Genomic DNA, 26,080 nt, shown 5'->3' on the forward strand with positions numbered 1-26,080 from the left:
GCCGCTCCTACGGGGGATTCTTACAGCGGCTGGATACGATCCATCAGCTTGCCGCTTTCCGCCAGCTCCAAAAATTCGTCCCCCAGCCGCTGACTCTCCCCCACCGCCTTACGCCAGTAGGCCTCGCGGCCGGCATCGTCGCCCAGGTAATGCTTGAAGTCGGTCCGGTCGGGCAGTTTGCCGTGAGGCAGACTGGCCAGGTATTCCCGCGATGGAGACACCAGCAGCAAACGACGCAGACGCTTGGGGTCGCCGTTGCGCCAGCGCAGGGGCTTGTCGAACCAGCCGGGGATCACCCGGTCGGTGAAGTGCGGATAGAGCACAATGCCCGCACTCTGATAAGGCAGGTCCAGGTGGTAATCGAGCATGCCACCATCCCGGTAAACCCCATCCGGCGCCCCGGGCAACTCGCTGACCCCATCCAGCACCATGGGGATGGCCGCACTGGCCAGCAGGGCCGCGCGCAGGTTCTCTGCCCGCATGGAAATATGATGGGTGGTGAAATCATTGAGCGGCCCCACCGGCAAGGGGCTGCCGTCCGGATACACCAGGCCACGCTCCATGAACAGGCCAGTGGCCTGGCGGCTGAAGAAGTTGGTGCCGATCAGTCCGGCCAGTCCCAGGCCAAGACCCAGACCGCCGTTGCGAGCCATCAGCCCACGGCTGCGAATCACCACGATCACCAGCCGGTAGTCCTGGTTATGCAGGATGTGCTGGTCGCGATCTTGCAGCAGCTCGGAGAGCATCGCCGCACAGCGACGACTCACTTCCCGGGAGGTAATGCCCTTGGGAAATCGCTGGCTGGTGTAGAGCTCCGCCAACCGCTCCAGCCCTAGGGCCGGATCCTGACCCATGGCGATAGCAGCAAAACGCCAGCTACCGATGGAGGCGCCGATCAGGGTACGACGTCGAGGCGCCCGGGGTAGAAAGTCACCGAACACCGCCCGGTCCAACCCGTTGATACCCAAAGCCTTGGGACCACCGGCAGCACCGGGAACAATGTCCACATCCTCGGCGCGTAACCCGTACTCGCGCAAATGGGCAATGGCATCAGTGCCTGCACGCACCGTTAGCGCGGAGGCTCTGCTGTGAATGGCGACCACCTGCTCTCTCCGAAACCGACTCAGGAAAGTTATGCATGCTACCCGCTATTGCCAGATTTCCGAAGTTGCATTCTGCTGTAGATTCAAGGGGCCACAAACCAGACGGGTTGGTGCAGTTCGCTTGAGCTCAGTGCACCCTACGCAACATCGATGCTTGTGCCGCATCCATTCTCACGATCACTCAGTGCCGGCCAGAAACTCGCCCAGCGCCCGGGTGAATGCCAACGGCTGGCTCATCAGCGGCACGTGGCCGGAGCGCGGTAGCACCACATGACGGGCACCCATCAGTTTGGCAAAGGCGGCCTGCCCTTCAGCGGGATAGAGGGGTGAACGGGCACCGGTAATCACCGTGGCCGGTACCGGAAAATCTGCGGCGGAAGGCCGGTAATCATGACTACCGGACAAATACGCCTGCAGGTAGGCGCGGATATCCGCCAGCTCCGCCACCGGCAGCAGGCGAGCCCACAGCCCGGACCAGCGGGAGGTAGCCCGAAAGGCGGAATGCAGCTCCGGGCGACCGGCTACCTGGGCGAGAATATGGGTCAGCTGGCGCAGTACAGCCTCGCGCATTCCGGCGGCCAGGTTGGCGATTCGCCCGTGATCCGGAGCCGCGTCCAGCAATACCAGCAACTCCCGCAATTGCGAAAAGAAGTGTTCCTGACGGTCACCGAACAGGCCATGTGCCCAGTCAGGCTGGTTGGCAATGCAGGGGGTCTGATCAATATGAAGATAACGGCCCACCGGAGAAAAATCCCCATGGGCATGCCAGTGCAGGCTGGTGGTAGCACCGAGGGAATAGCCCACCAGATGAAAATCCTGCAGGCCAAAGTGGCTCACCAGGTCTTCCATGTCCTGCATGTGGTTATGAAACACATCGGCCTGGTTGAAACGGGCAGCAGCAGAATTCCCCGCCCCACGCAGATCCGGCATATAAAACTGATAACAACGCAGGTATGGCAGCACAAAAGGCAGCCAGTCGCGCCCCTGCATGCCCAGCCCGTGCAACATCAGCACCGGCTGGCCACGCCCCAGAATTCTCACATGCAGTGACTGGCCGTCCCTGGCAGGAAATAACGGCATTCCGATCCCCCGTTCTTCCGTGTTGTTATTCGCCGTACAGACACAGGTAGGCGGTATCCACTGCCACCTTTACCTGAAAACGGCTATCTGCCACCACTTCAAAGGTGTCACCGGCAGCAAATGTCTGCCAGTCGGCAGCGCCGGGCAGCTTCACGGTCAGTGCGCCGCTCACCACCGTCATGGTCTCGTGTTCGCTGGTACCGAACTCATAATCCCCGGGCGCCATCACACCCACCGTGGCGGGCTTGGTTTCGGCTTGAAAGGCAATGGATGCCACCTTGGCATCGAAGTATTCGTTGACCTTGAACATGCAAGGGCCTCCGCTGAGTCAATGGAGGCGCGAGTATGCCAAAAGCGTCGACACCTTGCCGCTTATTTCCAATCCGTGGCAATCGGGGTGCCCTGACGCACGGCATTGGTAGCGGGTGTTTTGGCGGCAATCTCCAGCAGTCGCTGGCGCTGCTCATCGGTCAATTCACCACTGCAGGCCAGGGTGCGATCGATATATTCCTTGCCCGCAACATCCCGATAAACGTTTAAACCCACCTGCAGGTCGGTGAGCGGTATTCTCTCGATTGTGGCCGTGACAGCCTGATGCTAACCGGGTGACGCTGCTGGGCGGCGAGCCCCTGACCTGGATCCATCAGTACGACTGAAAAAATGCGGATTGGGCTGTAGGAGCTATGCTTGCATGGCAAACCGGCCAACAGTTCGCCATGCAAGCATAGCTCCTACAAAACAAGGGGAGCTGCTCAGGATCCTTCAACCTGCTGGCAGAATATTTCTACGACTTCACTACCAAGTACCAGCCGCTCAGTTGAACGGCTGGCAGTACAGGGCAATCTGGTCATCGTCGCTGTCGAAACGACGGTAGGCAATGATGGCATCGTAGCTGCGGCCACTGCTGACGCTACAGCTTACCTGATCGATCTCCAGACCCTGGGTTTCGTTATTGACCGTCACCTCGAGGGTGCCACTGGCATTGACCGACACATAGTTGCTGCCTTCGGCATACTCCAGACCGGATACCAGCGACTGGCCGGCGGGGCCCGGTGTCGCAACGCTGAGTTCATCGCCGGATAGGCGCGACAGGGTATTGATGAAGCGCACCCGGATCTGGCCGCTGGTCACGGTCATTTGCTGATGTCGGTAGGTGCGAAGCTGACGGTTGTCCAGGGTAGTGTCGCCCATTAACACCACGGTATAGCGATCACCCGCGGTGAGGGTGCGATTCAACGGGCCGTTCACCAGGGTACTGCCGGAACTGCTGCCACGCACATCGAAAGACAGAGACTCGCTGTCGTCGTCCAGCTCGATGGATTCGGCGCTGACATTGCCAGTAATGGTGTAGCCCACATCGTTCTGCAACGGACTGTTCTGGTTGTCCACGAACAGGTCCACGGTGACATCGTCTTCGCTGCCACCACCCACCTGGGTCAACTGGTTATGGAAATAGATTCTGGCGTTGTCAGAAAACAGACTGTTGTCGTCGTCCTCATCGCAGCCGAAGGTAGACAGGCCTGCCACGGACGCGGCCAATACCAGACGCAGGAAAATCATGATGCCTCACTCCCGGATGGTTCCTCGCTGCTGCCCTGCTGCTCGAGCAGGGCGGCGGGGCTTTCACCCTCATTGAATTCGCGTATGAAAATGCCCCAGAAGGCCACAAACAGTGCGGCCAGCAGAGGCCCCAGCGCGAAGCCGGTGATGCCGAACATGGCCAGACCACCCAGGGTGGAAAACAGCACCACATAGTCCGGCAACTTGGTGTCTCGTCCAACCAGGATCGGACGCAGGATATTGTCCACCAGCCCGATGACAAAAACACCAAACAACACCAGGATGGTAGCGTTCAATACATCACCAACCGCATAGAGGTAGAGTGAAACCGGCAGCCAGATCAGGCCCGCCCCCACTGCGGGAATCAATGACAACACCGCCATCACCACCCCCCACAACAAGGCACCGGGTATGCCCAGCCACCAGAATATCAGGCCACCCAGGGCCCCCTGGGTGGCCGCTACCAGCAGGTTGCCCTTGATGGTGGCACGGGTCACTTCGGCAAACTTGGCGAACAACAGTTTCTCGCGCTCGTCGCCCAGCGGCAGGGCCCGAATCAGCATGTTGACCATGGCATCACCATCACGAATCAGGAAGAACGCCAGATACAGCATCAAGCCCAGGTTGAGGAAAAACTGGAAGGTATTCTGGCCCACCGCCAAGGCACGCTTGGCGAGGAACTGGCCGGCACCGGTGAAGGCTTCCACGGTCTGCGACTTGATCCGCTCCAGGTCGATATCAAAACGTTCCGCCAGGGACTGCAACCAGGGAAATGCCTGCTTGATGCGGTCCACATAGTCGGCCAGGTTGAGCTCGCCGCTCTGCACCTTCTGGAACAGGGACACCCCTTCGGTGACGAAGGAGGAGGCCACCACCAGTACCGGGATCACCACCAGCACCACACACAAAATCAGGGTGCACAGGGACACCAGATTACGACGATGGGGCCACTTGCCGAGCAGGCGTTTCTGGAACGGATAGAAAATCACACCAATGGCGCAGGCCCAGAAAATGGGGGCGAAGAAGGGTTTCAGCAACAACGCAAACGCCACGCTGACCGCCACCAGCGTAAACAGAAACGTGCCCCGCTCCAGCTTTACCGATATATCCGTATCCTGCATCGCCATCCATTTCCTTTCTGCAAATTCACTAGCTGGATCAGCTGGCAGCCATCAACACGCCACCGCCCAGGTAACTCATATAGGCCACAAAAACCACCAGCAGACCGATACCATTGCCGCGGGTAATCTGCCCCTTGCGACCCCACAGACCAAAACCCATCACAAACAGGGCCAGGGTCAGCACCATCATCAGGCTCCAGTCACGCTGCAACACCACCGTCTCTACACTCATGGGCTGGATGGCACCGGCGATGCCGACGACCGCCAGGGTATTGAACAGGTTCGAGCCTAGCACGTTCCCAAAGGCAATATCGTGCTCGCCCTTGCGCACTGCGGCGATGCTGGATGCCAGCTCTGGCAGGGAGGTACCGATCGCCACAATGGTCAAACCGATGACCAGGTCACTGACCCCCAGGGACTGGGCAATATCCACTGCCCCCCACACCAGCAGCCGGGAACTGGCCACCAGCAGGGCCAGGCCCACCACCAACCAGAACAGGGCGGTTTTCAATGGCAGGGGATGCTCGGCCAGATCGGTTTCCACTTCCCCCGCCAGTACATCGCCCTTGCCGCTCATGGCAGCATAAATAGACCAGCCCATCAGCAGCCCCAGCACGGCAAGCAACACCCAGGCATCCACCCGGGAAATGCTGCCATCCAGCAACTGATAACCCGCCAGCAGCGTGACCAGCGTCAGCACTGGCAGCTCTTTTTTGAGAACCGCGGAATTCAGCGCGATGGGGCTCATGACGGCGACCACCCCGAGAATCAGCGCAATGTTGGAAATATTGGAGCCATAGGCATTACCCAGTGCCAGGGAGGGATTGCCATCCAGCGCGGCCATGGCAGACACCACCATCTCTGGTGCCGAGGTGCCGAAGCCGACGATCAGCATGCCGATCAGCAACGGCGGCATACCCGCATGGGCCGCCGTACCGGCCGCCCCTTCCACAAATTTGTCAGCACTCCATACCAGCACAATCAGGCCAGCGATCACGGCGGCAATAGCCAGCAACATGGGGACTCCTTGGGATAATGGATCGTGTCAGGCGGGCATTGTGGCAGAGAGCAGGAAGGCTGGCACCTGTCATTGAACTGCTTGCTTCTAGCTCCTAGCTGCCAGGCGCGAAATTGCACGGCGCACCCGTAAAGGATGCGCGCCGCGCATTAACGCCAGAGCCGGTCTCTTCTAGCTCGTAGCTCGTAGCTAACCATGCTCCTCCCGCCCCGGCTTGATGCCATAGGCCAGGGTATATAGCACCGGCACTACAATCAGGGTCAAAATCGTGGCGAAGCCCAGGCCGAACATGATCACCACCGCCATGGATTCGAAGAAGGCATCGAACAACAGCGGGATCATGCCGAGGATGGTGGTCACCGCCGCCATGCACACTGGCCGCACCCGGGAAATGGAAGCGATCATCACCGCCTCGAAGGGCTCCAGGGTTTCCATTTCCAGCTTGATCTGCTCCACCAGCACGATGCCATTCTTCACCAGCATGCCGGACAGGCTGAGAAAGCCCAGTAACGCCATGAAGCCGAAGGGCGCATTCAGCAGCAGCAGACCCAGAGTCACGCCGATGATGGCCAGCGGTACGGTGGCCCAAATCACAAGCGGCTGTCGCAGGGAGTCGAACAGCAGCATGGTGATGATGAACATGAACAGATAACCCATGGGCAGGCTGCCGAATACCGCCGTCTGGGCATCTTTCGATGCTTTGTATTCTCCACCCCATTCCAGTGAGTAACCAGGCGGCAATTCCAGCGCGGCAATGGCCGGGCGAATCCGGCGCAGCACCTGATCGGCGGTTTCATCGCCGAGCACATCCGGTTCCGCCTGCACCGTCAGGGTGCGCTTGCGATCACGACGCAGGATCAGCGCATTCTCCCACTCGGTGCTGAAATCGGACACCACCTGGGTAATTGGAATGTAGGTGGCGTACACCGGCGACCACACCTGCACATCGTTAAGGTTGTCGGCGCTGAGTCGTTCTTTCTCCGGCGGGCGGGCGATAATGGGCAGCAACTGACTGCCGTCACGATAGAGACCCACATTGCGGCCACTGAAGTTCAGCGCCAGGGTATTGTCCAGATCTTCCCGACTGATCCCGGCACGGCGCGCCTGGGCTTCCTGGAACTGGGGCCGAATCACTTTTTCCTGTTGGCGCCAGTCATGGCGAATGCTTTCCAGGCCACCATCTTCACGCATGATCGCCTGGGCCTTCAGGCCCAGCTCGCGCAAGGTCTGCGGGTCCGGGCCGCTGAAACGGGCCTCGATGGACGCCGGCGGGCTGGGGCCGATCATCAGCCGTTTCACCTTGGCAAAGGCCTGCAGGTGCTCTTCGCCAATCAGTTGGCGGGTGGCAGACAGGGCCGCATCGATCTGCTCCCGCTCGCTCACCTGAACAATCAGCTGGGCATAGCTGGGGTAACTCTTTTCCGGGTTGTAGGGCAGCATGAAGCGCTCGGCGCCACGACCGATGGTGCTGGTCACCCCGGTGACCTCGTCCATTTCCAGCAGCGACGCCTCAAGGCGCTCCACCGCTTCGCGGGTGGCACGGATGTCACTGCCCTGGGGCAGCCAGTAATCCACCAGAAACATGGGTGTATTGGAGGGCGGGAAGAAGGCCTGTTTAACCGCCCCGAAGCCTACTACCGCCACTACCAGCAGAATGCCCATGCCGGACAGGGTCAACACGCGATGATGAATGGCCCGGTCCAGCAGGCGCCGATAGATCACGAACAGTTTGCCCTTGTAGGGATCTTCGCCCTCCCCGCCAGCGCCGCCCACATCCTTGTCGGAGAAAAACAGGTCCGCAAAGAAAGGCACCAGGGTCACCGCGGTGATCCAGCTGAGCAGCAATGAAATCAGCAGCACCCAGAACAGGGTATTGGTGTATTCCCCGGTGGCATCCTCAGACAGGCCGATGGGCGCGAACGCCATGATGGCGATCACCGTGGCCCCGAGCAGCGGCCAGATGGTCTGGCGGACAATATCCACCGCCGCCTCCAGCTTCGACATACCGCGCTTCATGCCCACCAGGATGCCCTCGGTGACCACGATGGCGTTATCCACCAGCATCCCCAGAGCGATAATCAGTGCCCCCAGGGAAATCCGCTGCAGATCAATGGCCAGCACTTTCATGACGATAAAGGTGCCAAGGATGGTCAGCAGCAGCACGCCCCCCATCAGCAGACCGGAACGCACCCCCATGAACACCAGCAACACGGCGATGACGATGGCAATGGCCTCGCCCAGATTGAGCAGGAAGGCACCCACCGAGCTATCCACTTCCTGGGGCTGGTTGTACACCGTGGCCAGTTCCATGCCCGCCGGCCGCTGGTATTCCAGTTCAGCCAGGCGCTGCTCTACCCGCGCGCCTACCTCCACCACATTGACTCCCTTTGAAAAGGAAATCCCCAGGGTCAGAGCCGCGTCACCGTTGAACCGATAAAGGTGATCCGGCACTTCCGCATAGCCCCGTTCAATGGTGGCAACATCACGCAGGTAGACCAGTTCATCGGCGCCCGGGTCGGAAATCAGCAGATCACCCATGTCCTGCACAGTGGGGAATTCACCGGTAGGATAGATGCGGATGTACTCGTCCCCCACCCTGACTTTGCCCGCGGGGCTGACCGTATTCTGGGTCTGCAGCAGGGAAAAGATCCGTTCCGGGCTGATTCCCAGAGAGGCCAGCCGGGTGCGGGAAAGTTCCACCAGCACCTGCTCCTGGCGCTGGCCACCCACCACCACCTTGCCCACGCCTTTCACCAGCACCAGCTCCCGGGTCAGGTAGTCGGCGTAATCCTGCATTTCCTGGTAGCGATAACCGTCTCCGGTGATCGCCATCAAAATCCCGTACACATCACCGAAGTCATCCAGCACCTGAATGGTGCCGACTCCCGGAGGCAGCTCCGGCTGCAGGTCAGTGAGCTTGTGTCTCAGCTCGTCCCAGATCTGCTTGAGCTGGCTGGCCCGATAGGTGGGTTTCATCTCCACCTGCACCTGGGACAAGCCATTGCTGGAAATGGAGGTGACGTAATCCACGTAGGGCAAGTTCTGGATTGCCATTTCCACCGGCAAGGTGACTTCTTCTTCCACCTGACGAGGCGACGCGCCCGGGTAACTGGTAATCACCATGGCAGTCTTGATGGTGAACTCCGGGTCTTCCAGCTGGCCGAGGCGGGAAAAGCTGACGATCCCGCCCACCAGCAGAATCAGGGTGAACAGCCAGCTCACCACCCGGTGGCGAATGCTGTATGCGGCGATATTCATTACAGCCCCCGCTCTTTCACCAGCTCACGTACCGTCTGCCCCTCTTCCAGATGATGGACGCCGGCACTCACCACCCGGTCTCCGCTGCTCAGACCGTCGAGAATTTCCACGCCTTCACCGACCACTTCGCCCAGGGTTACCGGCACCGCCGACACCGTGCCGATATCGTCCTGCGGCTGATAACGCCAGACAAAGGCACCCTCCTTGCCATCCTGTTTGAACACGGCTTCCACCGGCACCTGCAGGCGGTCGGCGGCGGCCTTGCGAATCTGGCTAAGATCAATGGCCACGTCCACGCTCATGCCCGGCAGCACCACCTGCCCTTCCGGGTTGGCCATGGTCAGGGTGATGTTGTAGGTCTGGGTGCGCGCATCGGCGCTGGCTTCGTGTTCCTTATAGCTGGCCTTGAAGGTGCGGTCCGGCGCCCCCTCAAAACGCACCGTAGGTTCATAGTCTTCCCCCCCCTTGCGCAGGTTGGTAAAGAAGCGTTCGGAGACGGCAAACTCGATATCGATGTTGTCGTCTCCCTGCAGATAGAGGATTGGCTCCTTGGCCTGCACAAACTGGTAATTTTCCACTTCGGTGCGCGCCACAGTACCCGCATAGGGCGCCTTCAGCCTGGTGTATTCCACATTGTCGCGGGCCATGCTCAGAGCGGCCCGGGCCTGACGACGTTTGGCCTGCAACTCGTCAAACTGGGCTTCGGAAATCACCCCGCGCTCGCGCAGGCTGATAGCCCGCTGATACTGACTTTCGGCAAGATCGTACTGGGCCTGACGGTCGGCCAGCTGGTTATTGAAATCCGCCGGATCCAGGGCCGCCAGCAGCTGCCCTTTTTTCACCTGTTCACCGGCACGCACCGGCAACTTGACCAGCTGCCCGGATACCCGGAACGCCAGCTGCGATCCTTCCGTGGCGACCACCCGCCCCGGGTAATGGCGCAGTTGCCCGGCACTGTCACCGTTCACCGTGTACAGCTTCACCGGCTGCGGTAAAGGCGCCTCCGCCGGCGGTTCATCCCCACATCCCGCCATCACCAGAGACAGGCCAACCAGTGCCCAGAAACGTCCCATGCGTGCTCTCCCAGCATTACGGTACTTGTCAGTACCAATTATCACATATCTGACTACGGTGTCGTGAAACCTATTCAAAACCCTACTGGATTCTGACCTGAAATGACTGTGGTGTCTTTGTATAGGGAAACGGCTTCCGAATAATGGGACTTTAACCCTGAATCCCTGACCGCCAACGCCGACTGCGTAGGGTGCCACTGAGCCTAAGGCGAACTGCACCGACCCGGCGCTTGATGGTGCAGTTCGCCTTAGGCTCAGTGCACCCTACGTCTCGCAAAGCCGCGGGGATTTACCGTAAAAAAAGGGCCGACAGATGTCGGCCCGAGGGGGGATCAAGGTGCACGGCGGGTGGGTCCACCCGACCTGCCGCGCGATGACGGTGAGCGCGTCACGGGGTTGCTCTTTACGATGCCTGCGGCCTGATCAGGCCTTGAGCCAGGCGTCCAGCTCGTCGGCGCCGCCAATGCGTTCGCCTTCGATATACACCTGCGGCGTGGTGCCGGCACCGGTTACCGCTGCCAGGGAGCTGTAGCTCAGGCCCCGGCTGCCCAGTTCGATTTCTTCAAAGGCGTAGCCGTTTTCTGCCAGAGCCTTCTTTGCGCGGCTGCAGTGTGGACAGCCCGGCTTGGTGAAAACGGTGACCCGCTTGGGAAGGGCCGCTTCACCATTGATGTAGTTGAGCATGGTGTCGGCATCGGAGACTTCGAACGGGTCGCCGGGCTTCTCCGGCTCAATGAACATACGGTCGATCACCCCGTCTTTCACCAGCATGGAATAGCGCCAGCTGCGCGGCCCAAAACCGAGATCCTGCTTGTCCACCAGCATGCCCATCTTGTCGGTGAACTCGCCGTTACCATCCGGAATAAAACGGATGTTGCCGGCAGACTGGTCACCGGCCCAGGCGTTCATCACAAAGCCGTCGTTCACGGACAGGCAAACAATGTCGTCCACACCATTGGCTTTCAGTACCGGCGCCAGCTCGTTGTAGCGCGGCAGGTGTGTGGAGGAGCAAGTCGGAGTGAACGCGCCCGGCAGGGCGAATACCACCACGGTTTTTCCCTTGAACAGGTCATCGGTGGTCACATCCCGCCACTCATTACCTTCACGGGTACGGAAGGTGACTTGGGGGACGGGCTGCCCTTCACGGTTGTCCAACATATTGGCTCTCCTTAAACATGGATAAGAGGGTGACTCGATGAGTCATACCCATATGATAGCCATCCACTTACCCATCTTTAAAACGTATTAACTCTATCTCAATGATTGCTATTGGCTATCAATCAAGATGAGCGGAAAGCATCCAGGCCGCTTTTTCGTGAATCTCGATCCGGTCGCTGGCTACTGTGGAGGAGCCTTCATCCTCATGCTCGCCGGCAAGCTTCAGCACCCGGTTGGCCTGTTCAGCTACGGTGCGATGATCCTCGGTAAGTTCACGGATCATGTCACTGGCAGACGGATCGCCCACCGCATCCTTCACCGTGGACAACTTGGCAAACTCCGCATAGCTACCCGGCGCCTTCCAGCCCAGCGCACGAATACGTTCGGCAATGGTGTCCACCGCCAGGGCCAGCTCGGTGTACTGTTGCTCGAACAGCAGATGCAGGCTGTGGAACATGGGACCGGTCACGTTCCAGTGGTACTTGTGGGTTTTCAGGTAAAGGGTGTAGCTCTCGGCCAGCAACTTGCTTAACTGCTCGGCAACCTGCTTGTTGTGTTCAATCATTGCGTGGCTCCTTGCTGTGCAAATGTGACGCGGGATTTTCCGCTCTGCTTTACAGACATGGCCTTGAGAACAGGAACTTCAACCCTGTTTCGCCATGGATCAGGATTACCGTAACGCCGCACCCGCGCTATCAACAGAAAATTGCTTTCATTACATCGATAGAAAACACTGATGTGCACATCTGTCCGAATTGGCGCTTTACAGGCGCCTTTGGCGCTCGGCATGATGCAGTCTCCTCCAGCCGCAAGAAGACCTCGTCAATGACCGCAACCCCGCAACCGGAAACGGATTACTCTATTCTGGAAGAATGGTTGAACGGCTTGACGCACGGCATCGGCGCCGCCCTGAGTGTCGCCGGCACGGTGATACTGATTGTTGCCGCCAGCCTGCAGGGCGACCCCTGGAAAGTGGTCAGTTTCAGTATTTTCGGTGCCAGCCTGATTCTGCTCTACAGCGCCAGCGCCCTGTACCACAGCCTGCGTAACCCGCAATGGCGGGCGGTGTTCAAGATGCTCGATCACTGCGCCATCTATGGGTTGATCGCCGGCACCTACACGCCCTTCCTGCTGGTGAATCTGCGCGGCCAGACCGGCTGGATCCTGTTTGCGGTGATCTGGACACTGGCGCTGATCGGCATCGGTCTGAAGGCCATGTACGGGCACCGTTTCAAGCTGATGCGGGTGGGCATTTACCTGGCCATGGGCTGGTTGATCCTGTTCGCCTCCGGGGAACTGACCACTAAGTTGAACGAGGTGGGCTTCTGGCTGATCCTGGCCGGCGGTATCACCTACACCGCCGGGGTGATTTTCTACCTGGCCGACCGCTTTATTCCCTTCAACCACGCTATCTGGCACCTGTTCGTGATGGGTGGCAGCATCTGTCATTTCTTCGCCGTCTATTACGGTGTGCTGCCGGTCTAGCCTCCGCAGCCGGGAATTCTGCACAGCAAACAGGTCAAGGCGCGCGGGTTGCGTTGGAGCTTTGCTTGCAAGGCGAAGCGGGGGGGCGTCCATGATTTCGCTTTGCAAGCAAAGCTCCAACGGATAATCAAACGACGAGGTACTGGTTACGCGTCAGCCTATTGCATGCCCCAACCATTCATTATATATTTTATTTAAATATATTTTATGGAAGTATCATGCAAACTCTGGATATGGATGCCCTGCGCGATAACGCCACCGAAGCCAGCCAGCTGCTCAAGGCGCTGTCGCACCCGGACCGGCTACTGCTGCTCTGCCAGCTTACCGAGGGCGAGCGCAGCGTCAGCGAGCTGGAAGAGTTGGTTGGCGTTTACCAACCCTCCCTGTCCCAGCAGCTGGGCGTCCTGCGCCGGGAGGGGTTGGTGGCCAGTCGCCGGGACGGCAAACAGATGCACTATTCCATTGCTGACCCCAAGGCCCTGGCCGTGCTGGAAACTCTGTACACCCTTTTTTGTGGAGAGCCCCAATGACTATCGACTGGAATGCCTTTACCCCCTGGTCGGCCCTGGCCGGCGGCGCCCTGATCGGGCTGGCCGCCGCCCTCTTTATTCACGCCAACGGCCGCATTGCCGGCATCAGCGGCATCGTCGGCGGGCTGCTGCGTCCCGCCCCCGGTGACCGCGCCTGGCGACTGGCCTTTGTACTGGGCATGGTTGCCGCCCCGTTATTGTGGAGCCTGGCGGCCACCCTGCCCCCGCTGATCATCGCCGCCGACTGGCCGCTGCTGATTGTCGCCGGGCTGATTGTCGGCATCAGCACCCGCTACGGCGCCGGCTGCACCAGCGGGCATGGGGTCTGCGGAATATCACGGCTGTCTCCACGCTCACTGGCTGCCACCCTGGCCTTCATGGGCAGCGGCTTTGTCACCGTGTTTGTGGTTCGCCATTTGCTGGGAGGTGCGGTATGAAGCGGTCGCAACTGAGCGCCTTTGTCGTCGGCCTGATTTTCGGCGCCGGGTTATTGTTGGCCGGCATGGCCAACCCGGCCAAGGTACTGGCCTTTCTCGATCTGGCCGGCCCCTGGGACCCGTCCCTGGCGCTGGTGATGGTAGGTGCTATCGCCGTAGCGTCGGTGGGCTTTGCCCTCACCCGGGGTCGCAGTCTGGCCTGGAGTGGTGACCCCATCCAGATTCCCGGCAATCGCAAACTGGACCGGCGGCTGGTCCTCGGTTCTTTGGGTTTCGGGGTTGGCTGGGGACTGGCGGGCTTCTGTCCTGGACCGGCGCTGGTCGCACTGGGCACCGGCAGCCTCAAGGCAGTGATATTCGTCGCCGCCATGATGGCGGGGATGGCGGCCTTTGAATGGCTGGAAAGGCGCAAGGGCTAAGGCTACGTAGGAGCGGCTCTCTCTGTGCCCTACGAGTATGAGCCGCGAAATTGCCTACGATGCCGTACTTGGTACGGTTCGCGGCTCGAGCGCCGCTCCTACAAACACCGCTTCCTACAACAGCTTTTCAATATCCTTGCGGATCGCTTCCGGCTTGTCGGTGGGCGCGTAGCGCTTGATGACCTTGCCATCGCGGTTGATCAGGAACTTGGTGAAGTTCCACTTGATCGCCTTGCTGCCCAGCACACCGGTGGCTTCGTTTTTCAGGTAGGCGTACAGCGGATGGGTGTTGTCACCGTTCACGTCGACCTTGTCGAACATGGTGAAACTGACGCCGTAGTTCTTCTCGCAGAAGGCACCGATCTCGTCTGCGGCACCGGGCTCCTGCTTGCCGAACTGGTTACAGGGAAAACCGAGAATCTCCAGGCCCTTTTCCTGCAGGTCGTCATAAAGCGCTTCCAGGCCCTTGTACTGAGGCGTGAAACCGCACTTGCTGGCAGTGTTAACAACCAGCAGTACCTTACCTTTGAAGTCGGCCAGCGCCTTATCTTCACCACTCAGGGTAGTGGCGGTGTAATCGTAAATCCCCATTGTGTCTCCCATAACAAAGCGAACGCCCAGCGGCGCGATGTCGTAACCTTAGCGCAGGCATCGATGCCCGGCGACCTATTCCCGGTATAACGCCTCGACCATGGCGTCAGCCACAGCCTGGCTCGATTGCGGGTTCTGCCCGGTGATCAGTCGTCCGTCCGCCACCGCATGGCTGACAAACTTGTCCGCCAGGTCCAGTTTTGCACCCAGCTCTTCCAACCGCGTAGCGAGCAGGAACGGCATCACTTCATCCAGCCCCACTTCCTGCTCCTCCTCATTGGTAAAGCAGGTCAGGGTCTGGTTCTGCACCAAAGGGGTGCCATCTTCATTGCGTAGCCCCACCAGCGCTGCCGGACCATGGCAGACTGCGCCAAGCAAGCCCCCCTGAGCCCAGGTGCGCTCCATCACCGCCGCCACCAGCGGATGATCGGGCATGTCGAACATGGCCCCGTGACCGCCGGGCACAAAGACGCCGGCAAAGCCGTCTTCCCAGATGTCTTCCAGGGGCCGGGTATCCTGCAGGGCAGAAATGGCCTCGGACCACTGCGCCTTCTGCTCATCATCCGGCACGGAATTAGGGTCCACCGGGATCTTGCCACCTCTGGGGCTGGCCACGACCACCGGGATATTTTTCTCCCGGAACAGTAACCAGGGTAACGCGAATTCTTCCAGCCACAGGCCAGTCTGTTGACCCTGGCCCATTTGCGCTGCGCTGGTCACCAGCATCAGCAGGGGTTTATCCAGATTCATTACGCCTCCCGTTCGTGTTCAACTGCGTTGCTGTTCTGTTCATCTCAGCACGGCCCGTGGCAACATGCTGTGATTGATTCTTCTCACGTTGGGTGCGACGGCGTTTTTCATCAAGCCCGCAGGCGGATTTTTTTGTATGGATTGGCACCAGTTACTCAATAAGGCCCGATTGGGCGGACGCAGCGCCAAGGATGAAAGCGGCCGCACCGCCTTCCTGCGCGACCACGACAAGATCATCTTCTCTGGCGCCTTCCGGCGTCTGGCACGCAAAACCCAGGTACACCCGCTGGCCACCAACGACCATGTCCACAACAGGCTTACTCACTCTCTGGAAGTGTCCTGCGTGGGCCGCACCCTGGGCATCCGTGTGGGCGAACGGCTGCAACAAAGGAAGCTGCTGCCGGACACGGTCAGCGCCACCGACTTTGGCGACATCGTTCAATCCGCCTGCCTGGCCCACGATATTGGCAACCCGCCGTTCGGGCACACCGGTGAGCGCGCCATCCGCGCCTGGTTTCAGGAACGGGGCCAACGCTTCCTCGCCATGCTGGCGCCGGAGCAACAAAGCGATCTGACCTTTTTTGAAGGCAATGCCCAGGGCTTTCGCATCATCACCAAGAGTGAATATCACCAGTACGACGGCGGTATGCGCCTGACCTATGCCACCCTGGCCACCTTTCTCAAGTACCCCTGGCTGTCCGTCGATGCCACCGACAGCAACGGAGCCAGCAGCAAGCCCGGTAAGTACAGCGCCTTTGTGTCGGAGGCCGATGCCTTTCGGGAAGTGGCCGTTGCCACCGGCTTGCGGGAAATTTCCTCTGGCCGCTTCTGCCGTCACCCGCTGGCCTATTTGATGGAGGCCGCCGACGACTTCTGCTACGCCATTATCGATCTGGAAGATGGCCTGGAAATGGACCTGCTGCACTGGGACGAAGTCTATGCCCTGCTGCAACCGGCTTTGCCGGATACCCCCGAGGTGCGAGACCTGATCCATTCCGACCTGCGCGACGGCCGCAAGGCCGCCTTGTTACGGGGCAAGATCATCGAGCGATTTATCGAAGCCGGCGTGGAAGCCTTTGTCGCCAATCACGACAACCTGCTGGGCGGCAGCATGGAAGGCGACCTGATCAGCCATTGCGAACCGGCGGTGCGCGATGTGGTGGAAAACGCCAAGCAACTGGCACGCTCGAAAGTGTTCGAGCATCCACGAAAAATCGAATTGGAAATCGGCGCCTTCGAAGTGATGGGCGCGCTACTGGACGGCCTGATTGAAGCGGCGGTATCCCATGCCTGTGATAGCGCCCGGAACTATCGCCATGAACGGATCATCGACCTGATCGGCCGACACAGTTTTCCTGAGAATCTGGCGACACTGCCGGAACAGGAAAGGATTTATCAGTGCATCATGCGGGCACTGGATTTTCTGGCCGGCATGACAGACAACTATGCCACGTACTTGGCAAAGCAGTTTTCCGGGATGGCGGAGACGCGTTACTAGGAAGGAATAAATAATCGAGCAGACTATCAAAGTCCGCTCGATTATATTTCATAGCTATATTACTGGGTTGAGCTCTGACGAATACCTATCAATGTGCCACTTTCGAAGTAATCACCCTGGCAAATGGATCCATTACAAGTAGCAGAGCCGGTAGCATCATTTTCTTCTACCTCAGTGTCTAAAGCGTAAATAACCCCAGCGCCTTCGGCCACAATAAACTCTACCATAACATCGCCACCCAAGTCGTCGGAAAGGGCAACCCTATTTCCATCCTGGCTCCAGTAAAACTGGTCACTATCTGGCGAGTTATCCTCGTCGAAACGGATCGAACCATCGTCCCATAGATCAACTTTCAATTCACTTTCAAATTCAAAATCAACTGTTTGATTAGTGTCATCGTTGAAGACTAGGGAAAACTTTTCTGAATAGGTCTCGATGTTCCAAGCCCCAGAACTTTCCGGAGTATTATTAGGATCATCATCAAACCTCTGCAATTGTATTGCCGATCTCTGTACGGCATAGCCGGAACCTGCCACATCTACAGAACTTGCTTTACTCAACTCATTTTCCAGCTCTGCAATTCGTTCATTGCTTTCTTCTATCGCAGCCACCAGTGCACCAAAGTTGGCATTAACTTCTTCCGCAACTGCATTTTCACCTTGCGTAAAAGTATTTGGCACGGATACTTCCGCCACAGCCACGGAACTTGCCATTGCAGCAGCCACAGCACTCATCATAAATTTTTTCATTGTGTCGTTCCTTCTTCCGTAATTAGTTGGCGAACCGGCTTATTGCCAGTTCGCTTCGTTCCATTTGGTTTCACCCCATACTGCCTCGACAGTCGTACCGGTACAGGCACTAACAGTGGTACTGGGTACACAAGGGTCAGTGGGATCTGGATCAGCTACGTTGTCACCAAAGCCGTCACCATCGGCATCTTCACTTTCGGTAAAATCATCAGGGAAGGCATCTGAATTATCGCCGACCCCGTCGCCGTCAGAGTCGGCGCTTTCATCGGGGTTCTCCGGGAAGGGATCAGTATTATCCCCCACACCATCACCATCCGTATCTGCCGTTTCTCCTGAGTCGTTCGGGAAAGCATCAGTGTTATCGCCGACACCATCGCCATCGGAGTCCACGGTCTCGGTCTCGTCTTCCGGGAAGGCATCCGCATTATCACCCACGCCATCGCCATCAGAATCAGCGTTTTCTTCCGGATCGTTCGGGAACACATCAGCGTTATCACCGACACCATCGCCATCGGAGTCCACGGTCTCGGTCTCGTCTTCCGGGAAGGCATCCGCATTATCACCCACGCCATCACCGTCAGTATCAGCGGTTTCTTCCGGATCATTCGGGAACACATCAGCGTTATCGCCGACACCATCGCCATCGGAGTCAGCGGTCTCGGTCTCGTCTTCCGGGAAGGCATCCGCATTGTCGCCCACCCCATCGCCGTCAGAATCAGCGGTTTCTTCAGGATCATCAGGGAAGGCATCATCACCATCGACAACGCCGTCGTCATCACGATCAGGGTTGCCAGGTGCAGAATCGTCGGCGTTCAGGACACCATCACCATCGATGTCAGGATCAGTACTATCCGGGTCACCATCGCCATCAAGGTCACTCTCGACCTTCGCTGGGGCGGGATCGGCAGGGGCAGCTGAGGCTGTGCTGGTATCCACTTCAGCCTGCCCCGTATCCGCCGTTTCACCGGCCACGACCGTGTTTGTCTGACCAACCGTGACGCCATCTGTGCCGGGAATAACCAGCATTGACGGGTCCTGAGTGACTTCTGTCGCCAAGTTAGGGATGTCACTGAATGCATTCAGGGCCTGATCACCTGACTGGCCGTCAATCGTCCCATCAGAGAAATCCTGCAACAGCGCAGAAAACATGCTGTCAGCAGACTCTTCACTGGCGGCATTTTCCTCTTTCGCTTTCCTGGCGAGTTCTGCAGCCAATGCAGATACAGCCTCTACAGCCGTACGCAGCTGAACGACTTTTGCCTGGTCATCGTCGGAGGAGGTGATCAGAGGGGGGCTGGAAAACAGATCAACATCATCACCCAGCAGGTCAAACCCTAAAGAGCTCTTGACCTTTTTCTGAGCGACATCCAGAGCCTGAAACCACTCATCCTGGGAAACATTACCGTCATCGTTACCGGCAAAGCCTCCGTCTGGGCTGTCTGCATTTTTCAGAGCCAACTGTAAAGCCAGCGTACTGAGGGGTGTAGGGTAATTAGAGGCACCGTCTGCAATACCTTCCGCAGTAGATACAGACAGTAATCGGCTAATCACCGGCGCCTGGCCTGTGGTCAGATCAATGGTGTCAGCATCTGCGACAACTTCAACGATCACGGTGCCTGTAGTGCCATCGGGCACCGAAACCCCTAAGAACGCGGCGCTACCATTGGTATCGCCTCTATCCAGCAGTTCGCCAAGACCATCAGGCTGATTCGGATCAGCGGCATACAGCGAGACCGCCGCGTTGGCCAATGGGCCTTTCACTGCAGAGCCCTTAAGAGCCGTGCCTGATGACCCACCGTCATTGCTTGAGGAGCCTCCCCCGCCACTACTGCCTCCGCCGCCACAACCGGCGATCAATAGCGCAGCAACGAGGGGGGTGAGGGCAAAAATTCCCTTCATATATGTCCCTTCCCTGAGTTGGTTTTGATATTCCAAGGTGCGAAGCTAGCAAAATGCGATATTTGTCTCAATTTTTTTGTGGCAGGAAACACAATTCATTTAGCATCGCTACAAAAAGCCTACTGAGGCATAAGCTTAATGCTCGCCATCTGACTGCAATTTACTGAACTCCGACAGCTTCATTTACTAATATCCCCCATATGGGGGATGCGCGCCTCTCTGCGCCTGCTCAATACTTGTAGCTAACGACTTCGCGCGGGTGATGGTCAGGGGACGCCCCGCACGACACCAAAAAGCATCCATCCAACGGGGAAGTTGATGGCTAACACGTTTACGCCTGCTGTTTCAGGGGAACGCCCCCTTTATGCTTGCAAAAAATTCCTGCTATCACTGATCGGAGCCGGCCTGCTGAGCGCCTGCGCCACCGGGCCCAAGCAATATGCGGTGACGCCGCTGGACCCAGCCAAGCAGGAATACGTAGCTAGCCAGCCTGCAGCCCTGCAGCCCGCCTGGCGCAAGCTGTTCCAGGAAGGGCGCCGCAATGAAGTGCTGAATCTGATGGAAATCGGTGCCACCGCGTTCAAGACCGGGGATCTGGATACCGCCCGACGCACCCTGGATGAGGCCATCGCCAATATCGAAAGCGTCTATGCAGACAACGATGCCGCGCGAAAGGCACGCAGCCTCTGGTACGAAGAAGGGGAAAAGGAATTCAAGGGCGAGCCCTATGAGCGCTCCATGGTCTATTACTATCGCGGACTGATTTACCTGATTGATGGCGATTACGGTAATGCCCGCGCCACCTTTCTCAATGGCCTGCTGCAGGATGCTTTTGCCGAAGAAGAGCAGCACACCACCGACTTTGCCTCACTGGTCTATCTGGCCGGCTGGGCGGCGCGACTGGATGGCAACGAGCGTCTCGCCGGCGAGCATTTCGAGGAATACCGTCAGTTCCGCCCCGACGGCCCGGTCCCCGATGACAGCGACAACACCCTGATCGTGGCCGAAACCGGCACCTCACCACGCAAACTGGCCGACGGCGTCGGTCACTATGAGCTGGTCTACCGTCGCGGCAAGGGCTTTACCGAGAACCGCGCAAAGATTGCCGGTGATGGCCTCAATCAGACCCTCTACCCGGCGGAAGATGTGTTTTTCCAGGCTTCCACCCGGGGCGGCCGGGCGGTGGATCGCATCATCGAAGGCAAGGTGCAGTTCAAGCAGACCACCGGCAACGTGGGCGACGCCATGACCAGCCTCAGCGACAACAGCCTGATCACCGGCATCGCCGCCGGTGCCGGTGGCGGCCTTGCCGCCGGCTTCAACACCATTACCGCCATTGGTGTCGCCGCCCAGGGCATGTCTGCTCGAGCCAAGACACGGGCTGACACTCGCTACTGGAGCAGCCTGCCCGACACCCTGCACCTGGGCAGCGCCCGGCTTTCCCCGGACACCCAGAACGCCAGTGTCACCTTCACCAACAAGGCCGGCATCACCCAGCCGCCGGGTAGTAAACCTGCCCGCATTTTCTTCGACAAGAATGGCAACGGCGTCATTTTCGCCAGTGCCCGCTAACTCACGTTAAGGAGAACACCATGCACGCGAAATTCGCCCTTGTCGCCGGTCTGCTGGCCGGCTCCTTGCTGGTCGGCTGCCAGAGCAGCAGCAAGCTTGAATTGGAACAGCGCACAGCACCCACTACCTACAATAGCGTCACCTTTACCGATTACGATCTGAACCGTAATTTCAGCGGCGGCATTCCCGGTCCTGACAAGGTCTTCCGTATTACTACCGACAAGCATGGCATTCGCCGCACCCCGGCCAATACCTCCGAAGTCTTCGTCGTACTGCGCAATCACACCGACCACAACAGCATCCTCGAAGCACGCACCCAGTTCTTCGATCAATCCGAAATTCCTACCGATGTAGCTCCCCGCTGGCAACGAGTGGTGGTTCCCGCCAACTCCACCAGTGTCTATCTGGAAAAATCCACCACCACCGCGCAACTGAAATACCGGGTGGAAGTGAGGCAGGCAAAATGAAAACGTCGACCCTTCTCGTACTCCCCGTTACCTGGCTTCTCAGCAGCCAGGCTGTTTCTCAACAGGACCATCCTGCTACCGAAATGATGGCACCGGCCCAGGTTCCCATGAGCGAGGAAGCCTACGCGGAAAGCCTGCGTGATCAATCTCAGCGCCCGCCCGAGCAGGACATCATCAGCCGTTTTCGTCAGGCCTTTCCCGACCAGGGAAAACCACGTATTGCGGTGTTCTGGAATCGTGAATTCCCCAACCGCGTCAGCGACTGGTACAGCCATTATCGCGGCAGCCTGAATGCCAAGGGCGAGCTAAGCGTGACCGGCAAGGATGCCCGTGAAGAAAAAGGCCGCGCCACCCTGACCATGGAACAGGAACGCCGCGGCGGGCTACCTGCCAGCGATCGCAACGCCGTCGCTCTGGGTTTGCAGAGCGGACTCATCAGCGCCTTCAAGCAAGGCGGCGCCACCGTCATTGATCAAGCCATGGCCCAACGCATTACCGATAACGCCCTGGAAGACGGCACCTTCGAACGCGCCTCACCGGATCAGTTACGCCTGCAGATGCGCGCCCTGTCCCAGCAAGCAGACTACGTACTGGAACTGGTAGTCGGCAGCGAATTTGATCGCGATGGCCTGTACCAGGTGCGCGTGCTGTCCGTGAAAGATGCCAGCTTGCTCGCGGTTTTCAACACCGATGGCAAACCGCCGGGCAGTGAAGACCAGCATACCTGGGTGGTGGCTGACAGCGGCTTCGAAAAGCGCGATCGCCCGCAGCCCATGAGCGCCACCGGCAAGGAAATTGCTCTGCATACCATGGCCCAGATGAGCCAGTAAGCACCGTATCTATCCACGAATTCCATGAGGGGAACACCATGAAAGCTTTCAAATCCATCGCCATCCTCGGTGCCGCTGTGCTGGTCAGCGCCTGTGCGCCGTCCCGGGTCGATAACGCCGCCGGACAACCCACCGTCTACCAGGACGTGGGCAGCGCCGGACGCGTTCAAGGGGTTGGCATCGAATCCCAGGACGTGGTCGCCATGACCGACAAGATGATGCGCAGCCTGCTGTCCAATCCAATGGTCTCCAACCGCGCCACCCCACCCCGGGTACTGATCGATATGGAGGGCTTCAAGAACGAAAGCACCTCGGTGATCAATCTCAACATGCTGGCCAAGCGCCTGCAGATCGAGCTGACTCGCGCCGCCAATGGCCGCATGGTGTTTGTGAACCGTCAGAACCTGGCTGCCATCCAGAAAGAGCGCGAAATCAAACGCGAAGGGCTGGTGGACGGCGGCACCATCCGCAAGACCCAGGCTACTGCCGGTGTCGACTATCAGATGTTCGCCACCATCACCTCCCAGGATGCCATCGATCGTCAGAGCCAGATGCGCCAGCGCTACCACTACATTTCTTTCGAAATGGTAGACATGGAGCTGGGCACCTTGGTGTGGGGCGACGGCTTTGAAATGAGCAAGGCCACCCAAGACAACATTCTTTACCGCTAACCCTTTTACTGTCCGCGGGCGCCACGGGAACGACCGCCCGCAGGGACAGGTATTATCAGGAGACACCATAATGGAACGTATTTTTACCTGCATCCGCTTGGGGGCGGTCGTGCTGGGTTCTGCACTACTCGCCGCCTGCGCCTCCAGTTATCAACAAGGTGGCACAAGCAGCCCCGCCGTGACCACCGTCAACGGCCCGGTTACATCGTCAACCGGTTCCGAGGCCTATCAAAAGCAGGTCTTTCAGGCCCGTGACAACAAAACCGCCGCCTGCCTGCAGACCGAAGTGTCATCTGGCAAGCTGATGTACCACTCCCTGGTGGTCCCTTCGGGAAGCTTTCAGGTCCAGGCCGAACACACTGTCGGTGCCTGGCGCTGTATTGATTATGGCAAAGGCGGTCAGCAGGTTTGGGCTACTCTCGACCCGAACTCGACGGGAGCCCAGGGCGTATCGACAAGCGATGAACCTCTCGGTGATGGTCTGCTCGGGATCCGAATCCACCAGACTGAAGACAAGCACTTTCTGAAAGTGGAAAGCCTGGTACCGTTGAGCGCAGCGGAAGAGAGCGGCCTGCTACAGAGCGGCGATTTAATCGTTGCCATCGGCGATGGCAAGAACGGAGAGATGACTCCCACTGCCGGCCAGACTCTGCACCAGTTGGTTGCGCAAATGCGTGGAGAGCCAGGCACCTTCGCACGACTAAGCATCATGTCTCCGGGCACTGCCGGCACCCGTGACGTAGTCTTGGAGCGCCGCGAGCAAACCAGCGAACAGCTGGCCGCCATCCAGCAACAGAAAATCGATGGCCTGGCGCTCAAGAACAACAGCGGCCAATTCCTCTCGCCATACACCAGCGACGGCGTCACCGCCGAATGGGTCAACAAGACCATCAACGTCTCCATGGGCAAGGCCACCGGCTCCGCAGTCGGTGGCGTTGCTGGCGCCTACGCGGCCAACAAGGTACTGGAAAATGTGCCCTTCGGCGGCATGTTGGGCGGATTCCTGGGCTCCAAGGCTGGCAAGGCCGTGGGCGGCAACACCGCCCTGGAAGCGTCCGGCGGCTGGGACTTCATCCGCAGCAGCTCAGACATTTCCTTCAACTCCATGAGTGACATGGCGCAATGGCTGGCCACCACCCACAGCACCAAGAGCAACTTTGTGGACGTAATCAAGGCCGCCGACAAGATCTATCCGGGCCTGCAAACCGCCGTGGCCAACTCGGCGCGCTGATTCAGGAACCCACTATGTCAATTCGATCCGTTTACCCTCTCACCCTGGTCATGACCAGCATCCTCCTGGTTAGCGGCTGCATGTCCTATCGTTATGTGCCGACAGAGGGAGAAGTGCTTCCCGAGACAGGCAGCGTCTCATTGCCCGTTGCTTTTCAAGCGGCCCCTGCAACAGTGACCAGCAAAACTCAAATGGTCAAAAGCCCGGAATGGACAAAAATAACCTCTGCTATCGAAAACTCCATGGAGTCGCAGATACAAGGGCTATCCGTTGACGCATCACCCAGTCAGTCTGCCAACTTGGCTGTCAGCATGGAAAACTCCACGATCAAAATGAACTGGGGCCATTTCCTCATGTATATCGGTTCCCTGTTCACTCTGCCCAGCAGCTCCGATATAGAGTTTGATAGCGAACTCTCAGTGGCAACCGGAGGCGAAACCCTTTTCACCTCCCAGGCCAATGGCAAGATTCGAAGCTATATATCGGTTTATTCTCCCTCTGCGCTTTTCGTTGGAAAAAAAGACCCGGCCATCGCCTCCGAGGACCTGTCCAACGATATGATGCGTCGCCACCTGCAAGCGCTGGAGAAATGGGTTACTGCTGAAAAGCATCAATACGATCAAGAGGTGGCCGGGAAAGACATCCTGGAACAGCGACAATGGCTGATCGACAATCCTCGCAGCCTGTTTGCCGGTGACATTCTCGGCAATCTGGCCAGCCACACTCCCCGTGGCAACGCGCTAGACTGGCATCGGGAAAACGTCGCGCTCTTTCCAGGCTACGCAGCAATGCTCCCAGAGGAAGACGCCCTGTGGTTTATCGGGCCTGAAGATCTGCGAGTCATTGACCTGGTAGATGCCATCAAAAAAGGGACCAGCCAGACAGTGCTAGCTGCCAGAACAGAGACACAAGGCCCCTACAAAAGCTTCGATGATGAAGAAACCCGACGCTTGCGCAGGATGGGCCTGTCCAGCGATCTGATTGCCTCCATGATTCGTAGCACCTCACGGACACCACCGCCCGCCATGGCCGCCACCAGAAAAAGCCAATCGGACAATGTCACTGCGGCTTTGCTGATACCGGATAACAGCGGTGAGTATATGAACCCGTGGACCAGTGACGGTGTTCTCGCGGAATGGGTCGACAAGGCCATCAACGCGAATATGGGTAGTGCGATCGGTTCCACCGTGGGCGCTTATGCGGGGCAGAAAGCACTGGAAAATGTGCCTTTCATTGGCGGCATCCTCGGCTCAAAACTCGGTAAGGAAGTGGGGCGAACTACCGCCATCAACAGCTCCGGGGGCATGGATTACATCCGCACCACTTCAGACCTCTCATTCCGCAACCTGGATGACATGGCTCGTTATTTAAAAACACACTACGCCAATGAAAGCACTTACCAGGATGCTATCAAGGCAGCCGATGCCATCTATCCAGGGCTAATGAAATCGCTGGCTTCTGCACAATAACTCTCTTCGTTCGCTCTCCTTCGGATCAGGCTCACCCTGAGTCGAAAGAGAGCGAACCATTCCCAACACCGTAATCATTCCACGGTGTCTTGGCCTACCTAACCTTTTCCC

Annotated in this window: 26 protein-coding genes; 11 read left to right on the forward strand and 15 right to left on the reverse strand. The window is 58.5% G+C overall.

Going from position 1 to position 26,080, the window contains the following annotated elements:
• Positions 1-20: 20 nt before the first annotated feature.
• From B3Q33_RS05730 to B3Q33_RS05780, 11 genes are all read right to left on the reverse strand, one after another.
• Positions 21-1,103 carry a patatin-like phospholipase family protein gene (locus B3Q33_RS05730; protein WP_286827166.1) on the reverse strand — a complete coding sequence of 361 codons (1,083 nt, stop codon included), beginning with the start codon at positions 1,101-1,103 and terminating at the stop codon, positions 21-23.
• Between the two features lie 177 nt (positions 1,104-1,280).
• Positions 1,281-2,183 (reverse strand): alpha/beta fold hydrolase, encoded by a 903-nt coding sequence (locus tag B3Q33_RS05735; RefSeq protein ID WP_052042544.1) that lies wholly within the window; start codon positions 2,181-2,183, stop codon positions 1,281-1,283.
• Between the two features lie 25 nt (positions 2,184-2,208).
• Positions 2,209-2,493 (reverse strand): pyrimidine/purine nucleoside phosphorylase, encoded by a 285-nt coding sequence (locus B3Q33_RS05740; protein ID WP_035246033.1) that lies wholly within the window; start codon positions 2,491-2,493, stop codon positions 2,209-2,211.
• A gap of 62 nt (positions 2,494-2,555) precedes the next feature.
• Positions 2,556-2,729, reverse strand: coding sequence for an OsmC family protein (locus tag B3Q33_RS05745; protein ID WP_156964846.1), 174 nt, complete (start codon positions 2,727-2,729; stop codon positions 2,556-2,558).
• A 267-nt stretch (positions 2,730-2,996) separates the two neighbouring features.
• A complete protein-coding gene (locus B3Q33_RS05750; RefSeq protein ID WP_035246031.1) occupies positions 2,997-3,743 on the reverse strand; it encodes a DUF4397 domain-containing protein in 747 nt (248 codons plus the stop codon).
• Entirely contained in the window at positions 3,740-4,864 is a 1,125-nt protein-coding gene (locus B3Q33_RS05755) for an AI-2E family transporter (protein WP_035246308.1), read from the reverse strand. The genes B3Q33_RS05750 and B3Q33_RS05755 overlap by 4 nt, the downstream gene beginning before the upstream one ends.
• A gap of 37 nt (positions 4,865-4,901) precedes the next feature.
• Positions 4,902-5,882 carry a calcium/sodium antiporter gene (locus B3Q33_RS05760; protein WP_272980180.1) on the reverse strand — a complete coding sequence of 327 codons (981 nt, stop codon included), beginning with the start codon at positions 5,880-5,882 and terminating at the stop codon, positions 4,902-4,904.
• Between the two features lie 189 nt (positions 5,883-6,071).
• Positions 6,072-9,140 carry an efflux RND transporter permease subunit gene (locus tag B3Q33_RS05765; protein ID WP_273010113.1) on the reverse strand — a complete coding sequence of 1,023 codons (3,069 nt, stop codon included), beginning with the start codon at positions 9,138-9,140 and terminating at the stop codon, positions 6,072-6,074.
• On the reverse strand, positions 9,140-10,213 hold the full coding sequence (locus B3Q33_RS05770) for an efflux RND transporter periplasmic adaptor subunit (RefSeq protein ID WP_035246025.1): 1,074 nt from the start codon (positions 10,211-10,213) through the stop codon (positions 9,140-9,142). The genes B3Q33_RS05765 and B3Q33_RS05770 overlap by 1 nt, the downstream gene beginning before the upstream one ends.
• A 423-nt stretch (positions 10,214-10,636) precedes the next feature.
• Complete coding sequence (locus B3Q33_RS05775) at positions 10,637-11,371, reverse strand: glutathione peroxidase (protein WP_272962521.1); 735 nt, start codon at positions 11,369-11,371, stop codon at positions 10,637-10,639.
• Positions 11,372-11,489: 118 nt separating this feature from the next.
• A complete protein-coding gene (locus B3Q33_RS05780) occupies positions 11,490-11,936 on the reverse strand; it encodes a Dps family protein (RefSeq protein WP_035246021.1) in 447 nt (148 codons plus the stop codon).
• Positions 11,937-12,196: 260 nt separating this feature from the next.
• Here B3Q33_RS05780 and trhA point away from each other — a divergent pair, with 260 nt between their 5' ends.
• The 4 genes from trhA (at position 12,197) to B3Q33_RS05800 (ending at position 14,242) form a co-directional block, all read left to right on the forward strand.
• The gene (gene trhA, locus B3Q33_RS05785) at positions 12,197-12,856 is read left to right on the forward strand and encodes a PAQR family membrane homeostasis protein TrhA (RefSeq protein ID WP_035246017.1); all 660 of its coding nucleotides are present in this window, start codon (positions 12,197-12,199) and stop codon (positions 12,854-12,856) included.
• Positions 12,857-13,074: 218 nt separating this feature from the next.
• On the forward strand, positions 13,075-13,386 hold the full coding sequence (locus B3Q33_RS05790; protein WP_035246015.1) for an ArsR/SmtB family transcription factor: 312 nt from the start codon (positions 13,075-13,077) through the stop codon (positions 13,384-13,386).
• Positions 13,383-13,823: a YeeE/YedE family protein gene (locus B3Q33_RS05795; protein WP_035246014.1), complete on the forward strand. Its 441-nt coding sequence runs from the start codon at positions 13,383-13,385 to the stop codon at positions 13,821-13,823. Before B3Q33_RS05790 ends, B3Q33_RS05795 begins: the two co-directional genes overlap by 4 nt.
• Positions 13,820-14,242 carry a DUF6691 family protein gene (locus B3Q33_RS05800; RefSeq protein ID WP_035246012.1) on the forward strand — a complete coding sequence of 141 codons (423 nt, stop codon included), beginning with the start codon at positions 13,820-13,822 and terminating at the stop codon, positions 14,240-14,242. The genes B3Q33_RS05795 and B3Q33_RS05800 overlap by 4 nt, the downstream gene beginning before the upstream one ends.
• Before the next feature lie 114 nt (positions 14,243-14,356).
• On the opposite strand, the gene B3Q33_RS05805 is transcribed toward B3Q33_RS05800, so the two are convergent.
• A complete protein-coding gene (locus B3Q33_RS05805; protein ID WP_035246011.1) occupies positions 14,357-14,833 on the reverse strand; it encodes a glutathione peroxidase in 477 nt (158 codons plus the stop codon).
• A gap of 75 nt (positions 14,834-14,908) precedes the next feature.
• Entirely contained in the window at positions 14,909-15,583 is a 675-nt protein-coding gene (locus B3Q33_RS05810; protein WP_273010112.1) for a type 1 glutamine amidotransferase domain-containing protein, read from the reverse strand.
• 136 nt (positions 15,584-15,719) lie between these two features.
• On the opposite strand from B3Q33_RS05810, the gene B3Q33_RS05815 reads away from it, so the two are divergent.
• Positions 15,720-17,081, forward strand: a complete 1,362-nt coding sequence (locus B3Q33_RS05815; RefSeq protein WP_273010111.1) for a deoxyguanosinetriphosphate triphosphohydrolase — start codon at positions 15,720-15,722, stop codon at positions 17,079-17,081.
• A gap of 59 nt (positions 17,082-17,140) precedes the next feature.
• Here the strand turns inward: B3Q33_RS05815 and B3Q33_RS05820 are convergent, their stop codons facing one another.
• Positions 17,141-17,830, reverse strand: a complete 690-nt coding sequence (locus B3Q33_RS05820; RefSeq protein ID WP_273010110.1) for a hypothetical protein — start codon at positions 17,828-17,830, stop codon at positions 17,141-17,143.
• Positions 17,831-17,869: 39 nt separating this feature from the next.
• Entirely contained in the window at positions 17,870-19,729 is a 1,860-nt protein-coding gene (locus tag B3Q33_RS05825; RefSeq protein ID WP_286827175.1) for a hypothetical protein, read from the reverse strand.
• Between the two features lie 318 nt (positions 19,730-20,047).
• Between B3Q33_RS05825 and B3Q33_RS05830 the strand changes: the two genes are divergently transcribed.
• The 6 genes from B3Q33_RS05830 (at position 20,048) to B3Q33_RS05855 (ending at position 25,969) form a co-directional block, all read left to right on the forward strand.
• Positions 20,048-21,301 carry a hypothetical protein gene (locus tag B3Q33_RS05830; protein WP_198030626.1) on the forward strand — a complete coding sequence of 418 codons (1,254 nt, stop codon included), beginning with the start codon at positions 20,048-20,050 and terminating at the stop codon, positions 21,299-21,301.
• A 20-nt stretch (positions 21,302-21,321) separates the two neighbouring features.
• Positions 21,322-21,768 carry a hypothetical protein gene (locus B3Q33_RS05835; RefSeq protein WP_273010108.1) on the forward strand — a complete coding sequence of 149 codons (447 nt, stop codon included), beginning with the start codon at positions 21,322-21,324 and terminating at the stop codon, positions 21,766-21,768.
• A complete protein-coding gene (locus B3Q33_RS05840; protein WP_272974696.1) occupies positions 21,765-22,598 on the forward strand; it encodes a hypothetical protein in 834 nt (277 codons plus the stop codon). Before B3Q33_RS05835 ends, B3Q33_RS05840 begins: the two co-directional genes overlap by 4 nt.
• A gap of 38 nt (positions 22,599-22,636) precedes the next feature.
• Positions 22,637-23,269, forward strand: coding sequence for a CsgG/HfaB family protein (locus B3Q33_RS05845; protein ID WP_272974697.1), 633 nt, complete (start codon positions 22,637-22,639; stop codon positions 23,267-23,269).
• 70 nt (positions 23,270-23,339) lie between these two features.
• On the forward strand, positions 23,340-24,500 hold the full coding sequence (locus B3Q33_RS05850) for a S41 family peptidase (protein WP_035246001.1): 1,161 nt from the start codon (positions 23,340-23,342) through the stop codon (positions 24,498-24,500).
• A gap of 14 nt (positions 24,501-24,514) precedes the next feature.
• On the forward strand, positions 24,515-25,969 hold the full coding sequence (locus B3Q33_RS05855) for a hypothetical protein (RefSeq protein WP_272962509.1): 1,455 nt from the start codon (positions 24,515-24,517) through the stop codon (positions 25,967-25,969).
• Positions 25,970-26,080: the final 111 nt, after the last annotated feature.

The sequence above is a fragment of the Alcanivorax sp. UBA3183 genome (assembly GCF_002364155.1).
Taxonomy (GTDB): domain Bacteria; phylum Pseudomonadota; class Gammaproteobacteria; order Pseudomonadales; family Alcanivoracaceae; genus Alcanivorax; species Alcanivorax jadensis.

What these genes read in the sequence shown, in the direction of transcription:
- B3Q33_RS05735 (WP_052042544.1), bottom strand. Translation starts at nt 2,183, where the DNA reads ATGCCGTTATTTCCTGCCAGGGACGGCCAGTCACTGCATGTGAGAATT.
- B3Q33_RS05740 (WP_035246033.1), bottom strand. Translation starts at nt 2,493, where the DNA reads ATGTTCAAGGTCAACGAATACTTCGATGCCAAGGTGGCATCCATTGCC.
- B3Q33_RS05750 (WP_035246031.1), bottom strand. Translation starts at nt 3,743, where the DNA reads ATGATTTTCCTGCGTCTGGTATTGGCCGCGTCCGTGGCAGGCCTGTCT.
- B3Q33_RS05755 (WP_035246308.1), bottom strand. Translation starts at nt 4,864, where the DNA reads ATGCAGGATACGGATATATCGGTAAAGCTGGAGCGGGGCACGTTTCTG.
- B3Q33_RS05760 (WP_272980180.1), bottom strand. Translation starts at nt 5,882, where the DNA reads ATGTTGCTGGCTATTGCCGCCGTGATCGCTGGCCTGATTGTGCTGGTA.
- B3Q33_RS05765 (WP_273010113.1), bottom strand. Translation starts at nt 9,140, where the DNA reads ATGAATATCGCCGCATACAGCATTCGCCACCGGGTGGTGAGCTGGCTG.
- B3Q33_RS05770 (WP_035246025.1), bottom strand. Translation starts at nt 10,213, where the DNA reads ATGGGACGTTTCTGGGCACTGGTTGGCCTGTCTCTGGTGATGGCGGGA.
- B3Q33_RS05775 (WP_272962521.1), bottom strand. Translation starts at nt 11,371, where the DNA reads ATGTTGGACAACCGTGAAGGGCAGCCCGTCCCCCAAGTCACCTTCCGT.
- B3Q33_RS05780 (WP_035246021.1), bottom strand. Translation starts at nt 11,936, where the DNA reads ATGATTGAACACAACAAGCAGGTTGCCGAGCAGTTAAGCAAGTTGCTG.
- trhA (WP_035246017.1), top strand. Translation starts at nt 12,197, where the DNA reads ATGACCGCAACCCCGCAACCGGAAACGGATTACTCTATTCTGGAAGAA.
- B3Q33_RS05790 (WP_035246015.1), top strand. Translation starts at nt 13,075, where the DNA reads ATGCAAACTCTGGATATGGATGCCCTGCGCGATAACGCCACCGAAGCC.
- B3Q33_RS05795 (WP_035246014.1), top strand. Translation starts at nt 13,383, where the DNA reads ATGACTATCGACTGGAATGCCTTTACCCCCTGGTCGGCCCTGGCCGGC.
- B3Q33_RS05800 (WP_035246012.1), top strand. Translation starts at nt 13,820, where the DNA reads ATGAAGCGGTCGCAACTGAGCGCCTTTGTCGTCGGCCTGATTTTCGGC.
- B3Q33_RS05805 (WP_035246011.1), bottom strand. Translation starts at nt 14,833, where the DNA reads ATGGGGATTTACGATTACACCGCCACTACCCTGAGTGGTGAAGATAAG.
- B3Q33_RS05810 (WP_273010112.1), bottom strand. Translation starts at nt 15,583, where the DNA reads ATGAATCTGGATAAACCCCTGCTGATGCTGGTGACCAGCGCAGCGCAA.
- B3Q33_RS05815 (WP_273010111.1), top strand. Translation starts at nt 15,720, where the DNA reads ATGGATTGGCACCAGTTACTCAATAAGGCCCGATTGGGCGGACGCAGC.
- B3Q33_RS05820 (WP_273010110.1), bottom strand. Translation starts at nt 17,830, where the DNA reads ATGAAAAAATTTATGATGAGTGCTGTGGCTGCTGCAATGGCAAGTTCC.
- B3Q33_RS05825 (WP_286827175.1), bottom strand. Translation starts at nt 19,729, where the DNA reads ATGAAGGGAATTTTTGCCCTCACCCCCCTCGTTGCTGCGCTATTGATC.
- B3Q33_RS05830 (WP_198030626.1), top strand. Translation starts at nt 20,048, where the DNA reads ATGGCTAACACGTTTACGCCTGCTGTTTCAGGGGAACGCCCCCTTTAT.
- B3Q33_RS05835 (WP_273010108.1), top strand. Translation starts at nt 21,322, where the DNA reads ATGCACGCGAAATTCGCCCTTGTCGCCGGTCTGCTGGCCGGCTCCTTG.
- B3Q33_RS05840 (WP_272974696.1), top strand. Translation starts at nt 21,765, where the DNA reads ATGAAAACGTCGACCCTTCTCGTACTCCCCGTTACCTGGCTTCTCAGC.
- B3Q33_RS05845 (WP_272974697.1), top strand. Translation starts at nt 22,637, where the DNA reads ATGAAAGCTTTCAAATCCATCGCCATCCTCGGTGCCGCTGTGCTGGTC.
- B3Q33_RS05850 (WP_035246001.1), top strand. Translation starts at nt 23,340, where the DNA reads ATGGAACGTATTTTTACCTGCATCCGCTTGGGGGCGGTCGTGCTGGGT.
- B3Q33_RS05855 (WP_272962509.1), top strand. Translation starts at nt 24,515, where the DNA reads ATGTCAATTCGATCCGTTTACCCTCTCACCCTGGTCATGACCAGCATC.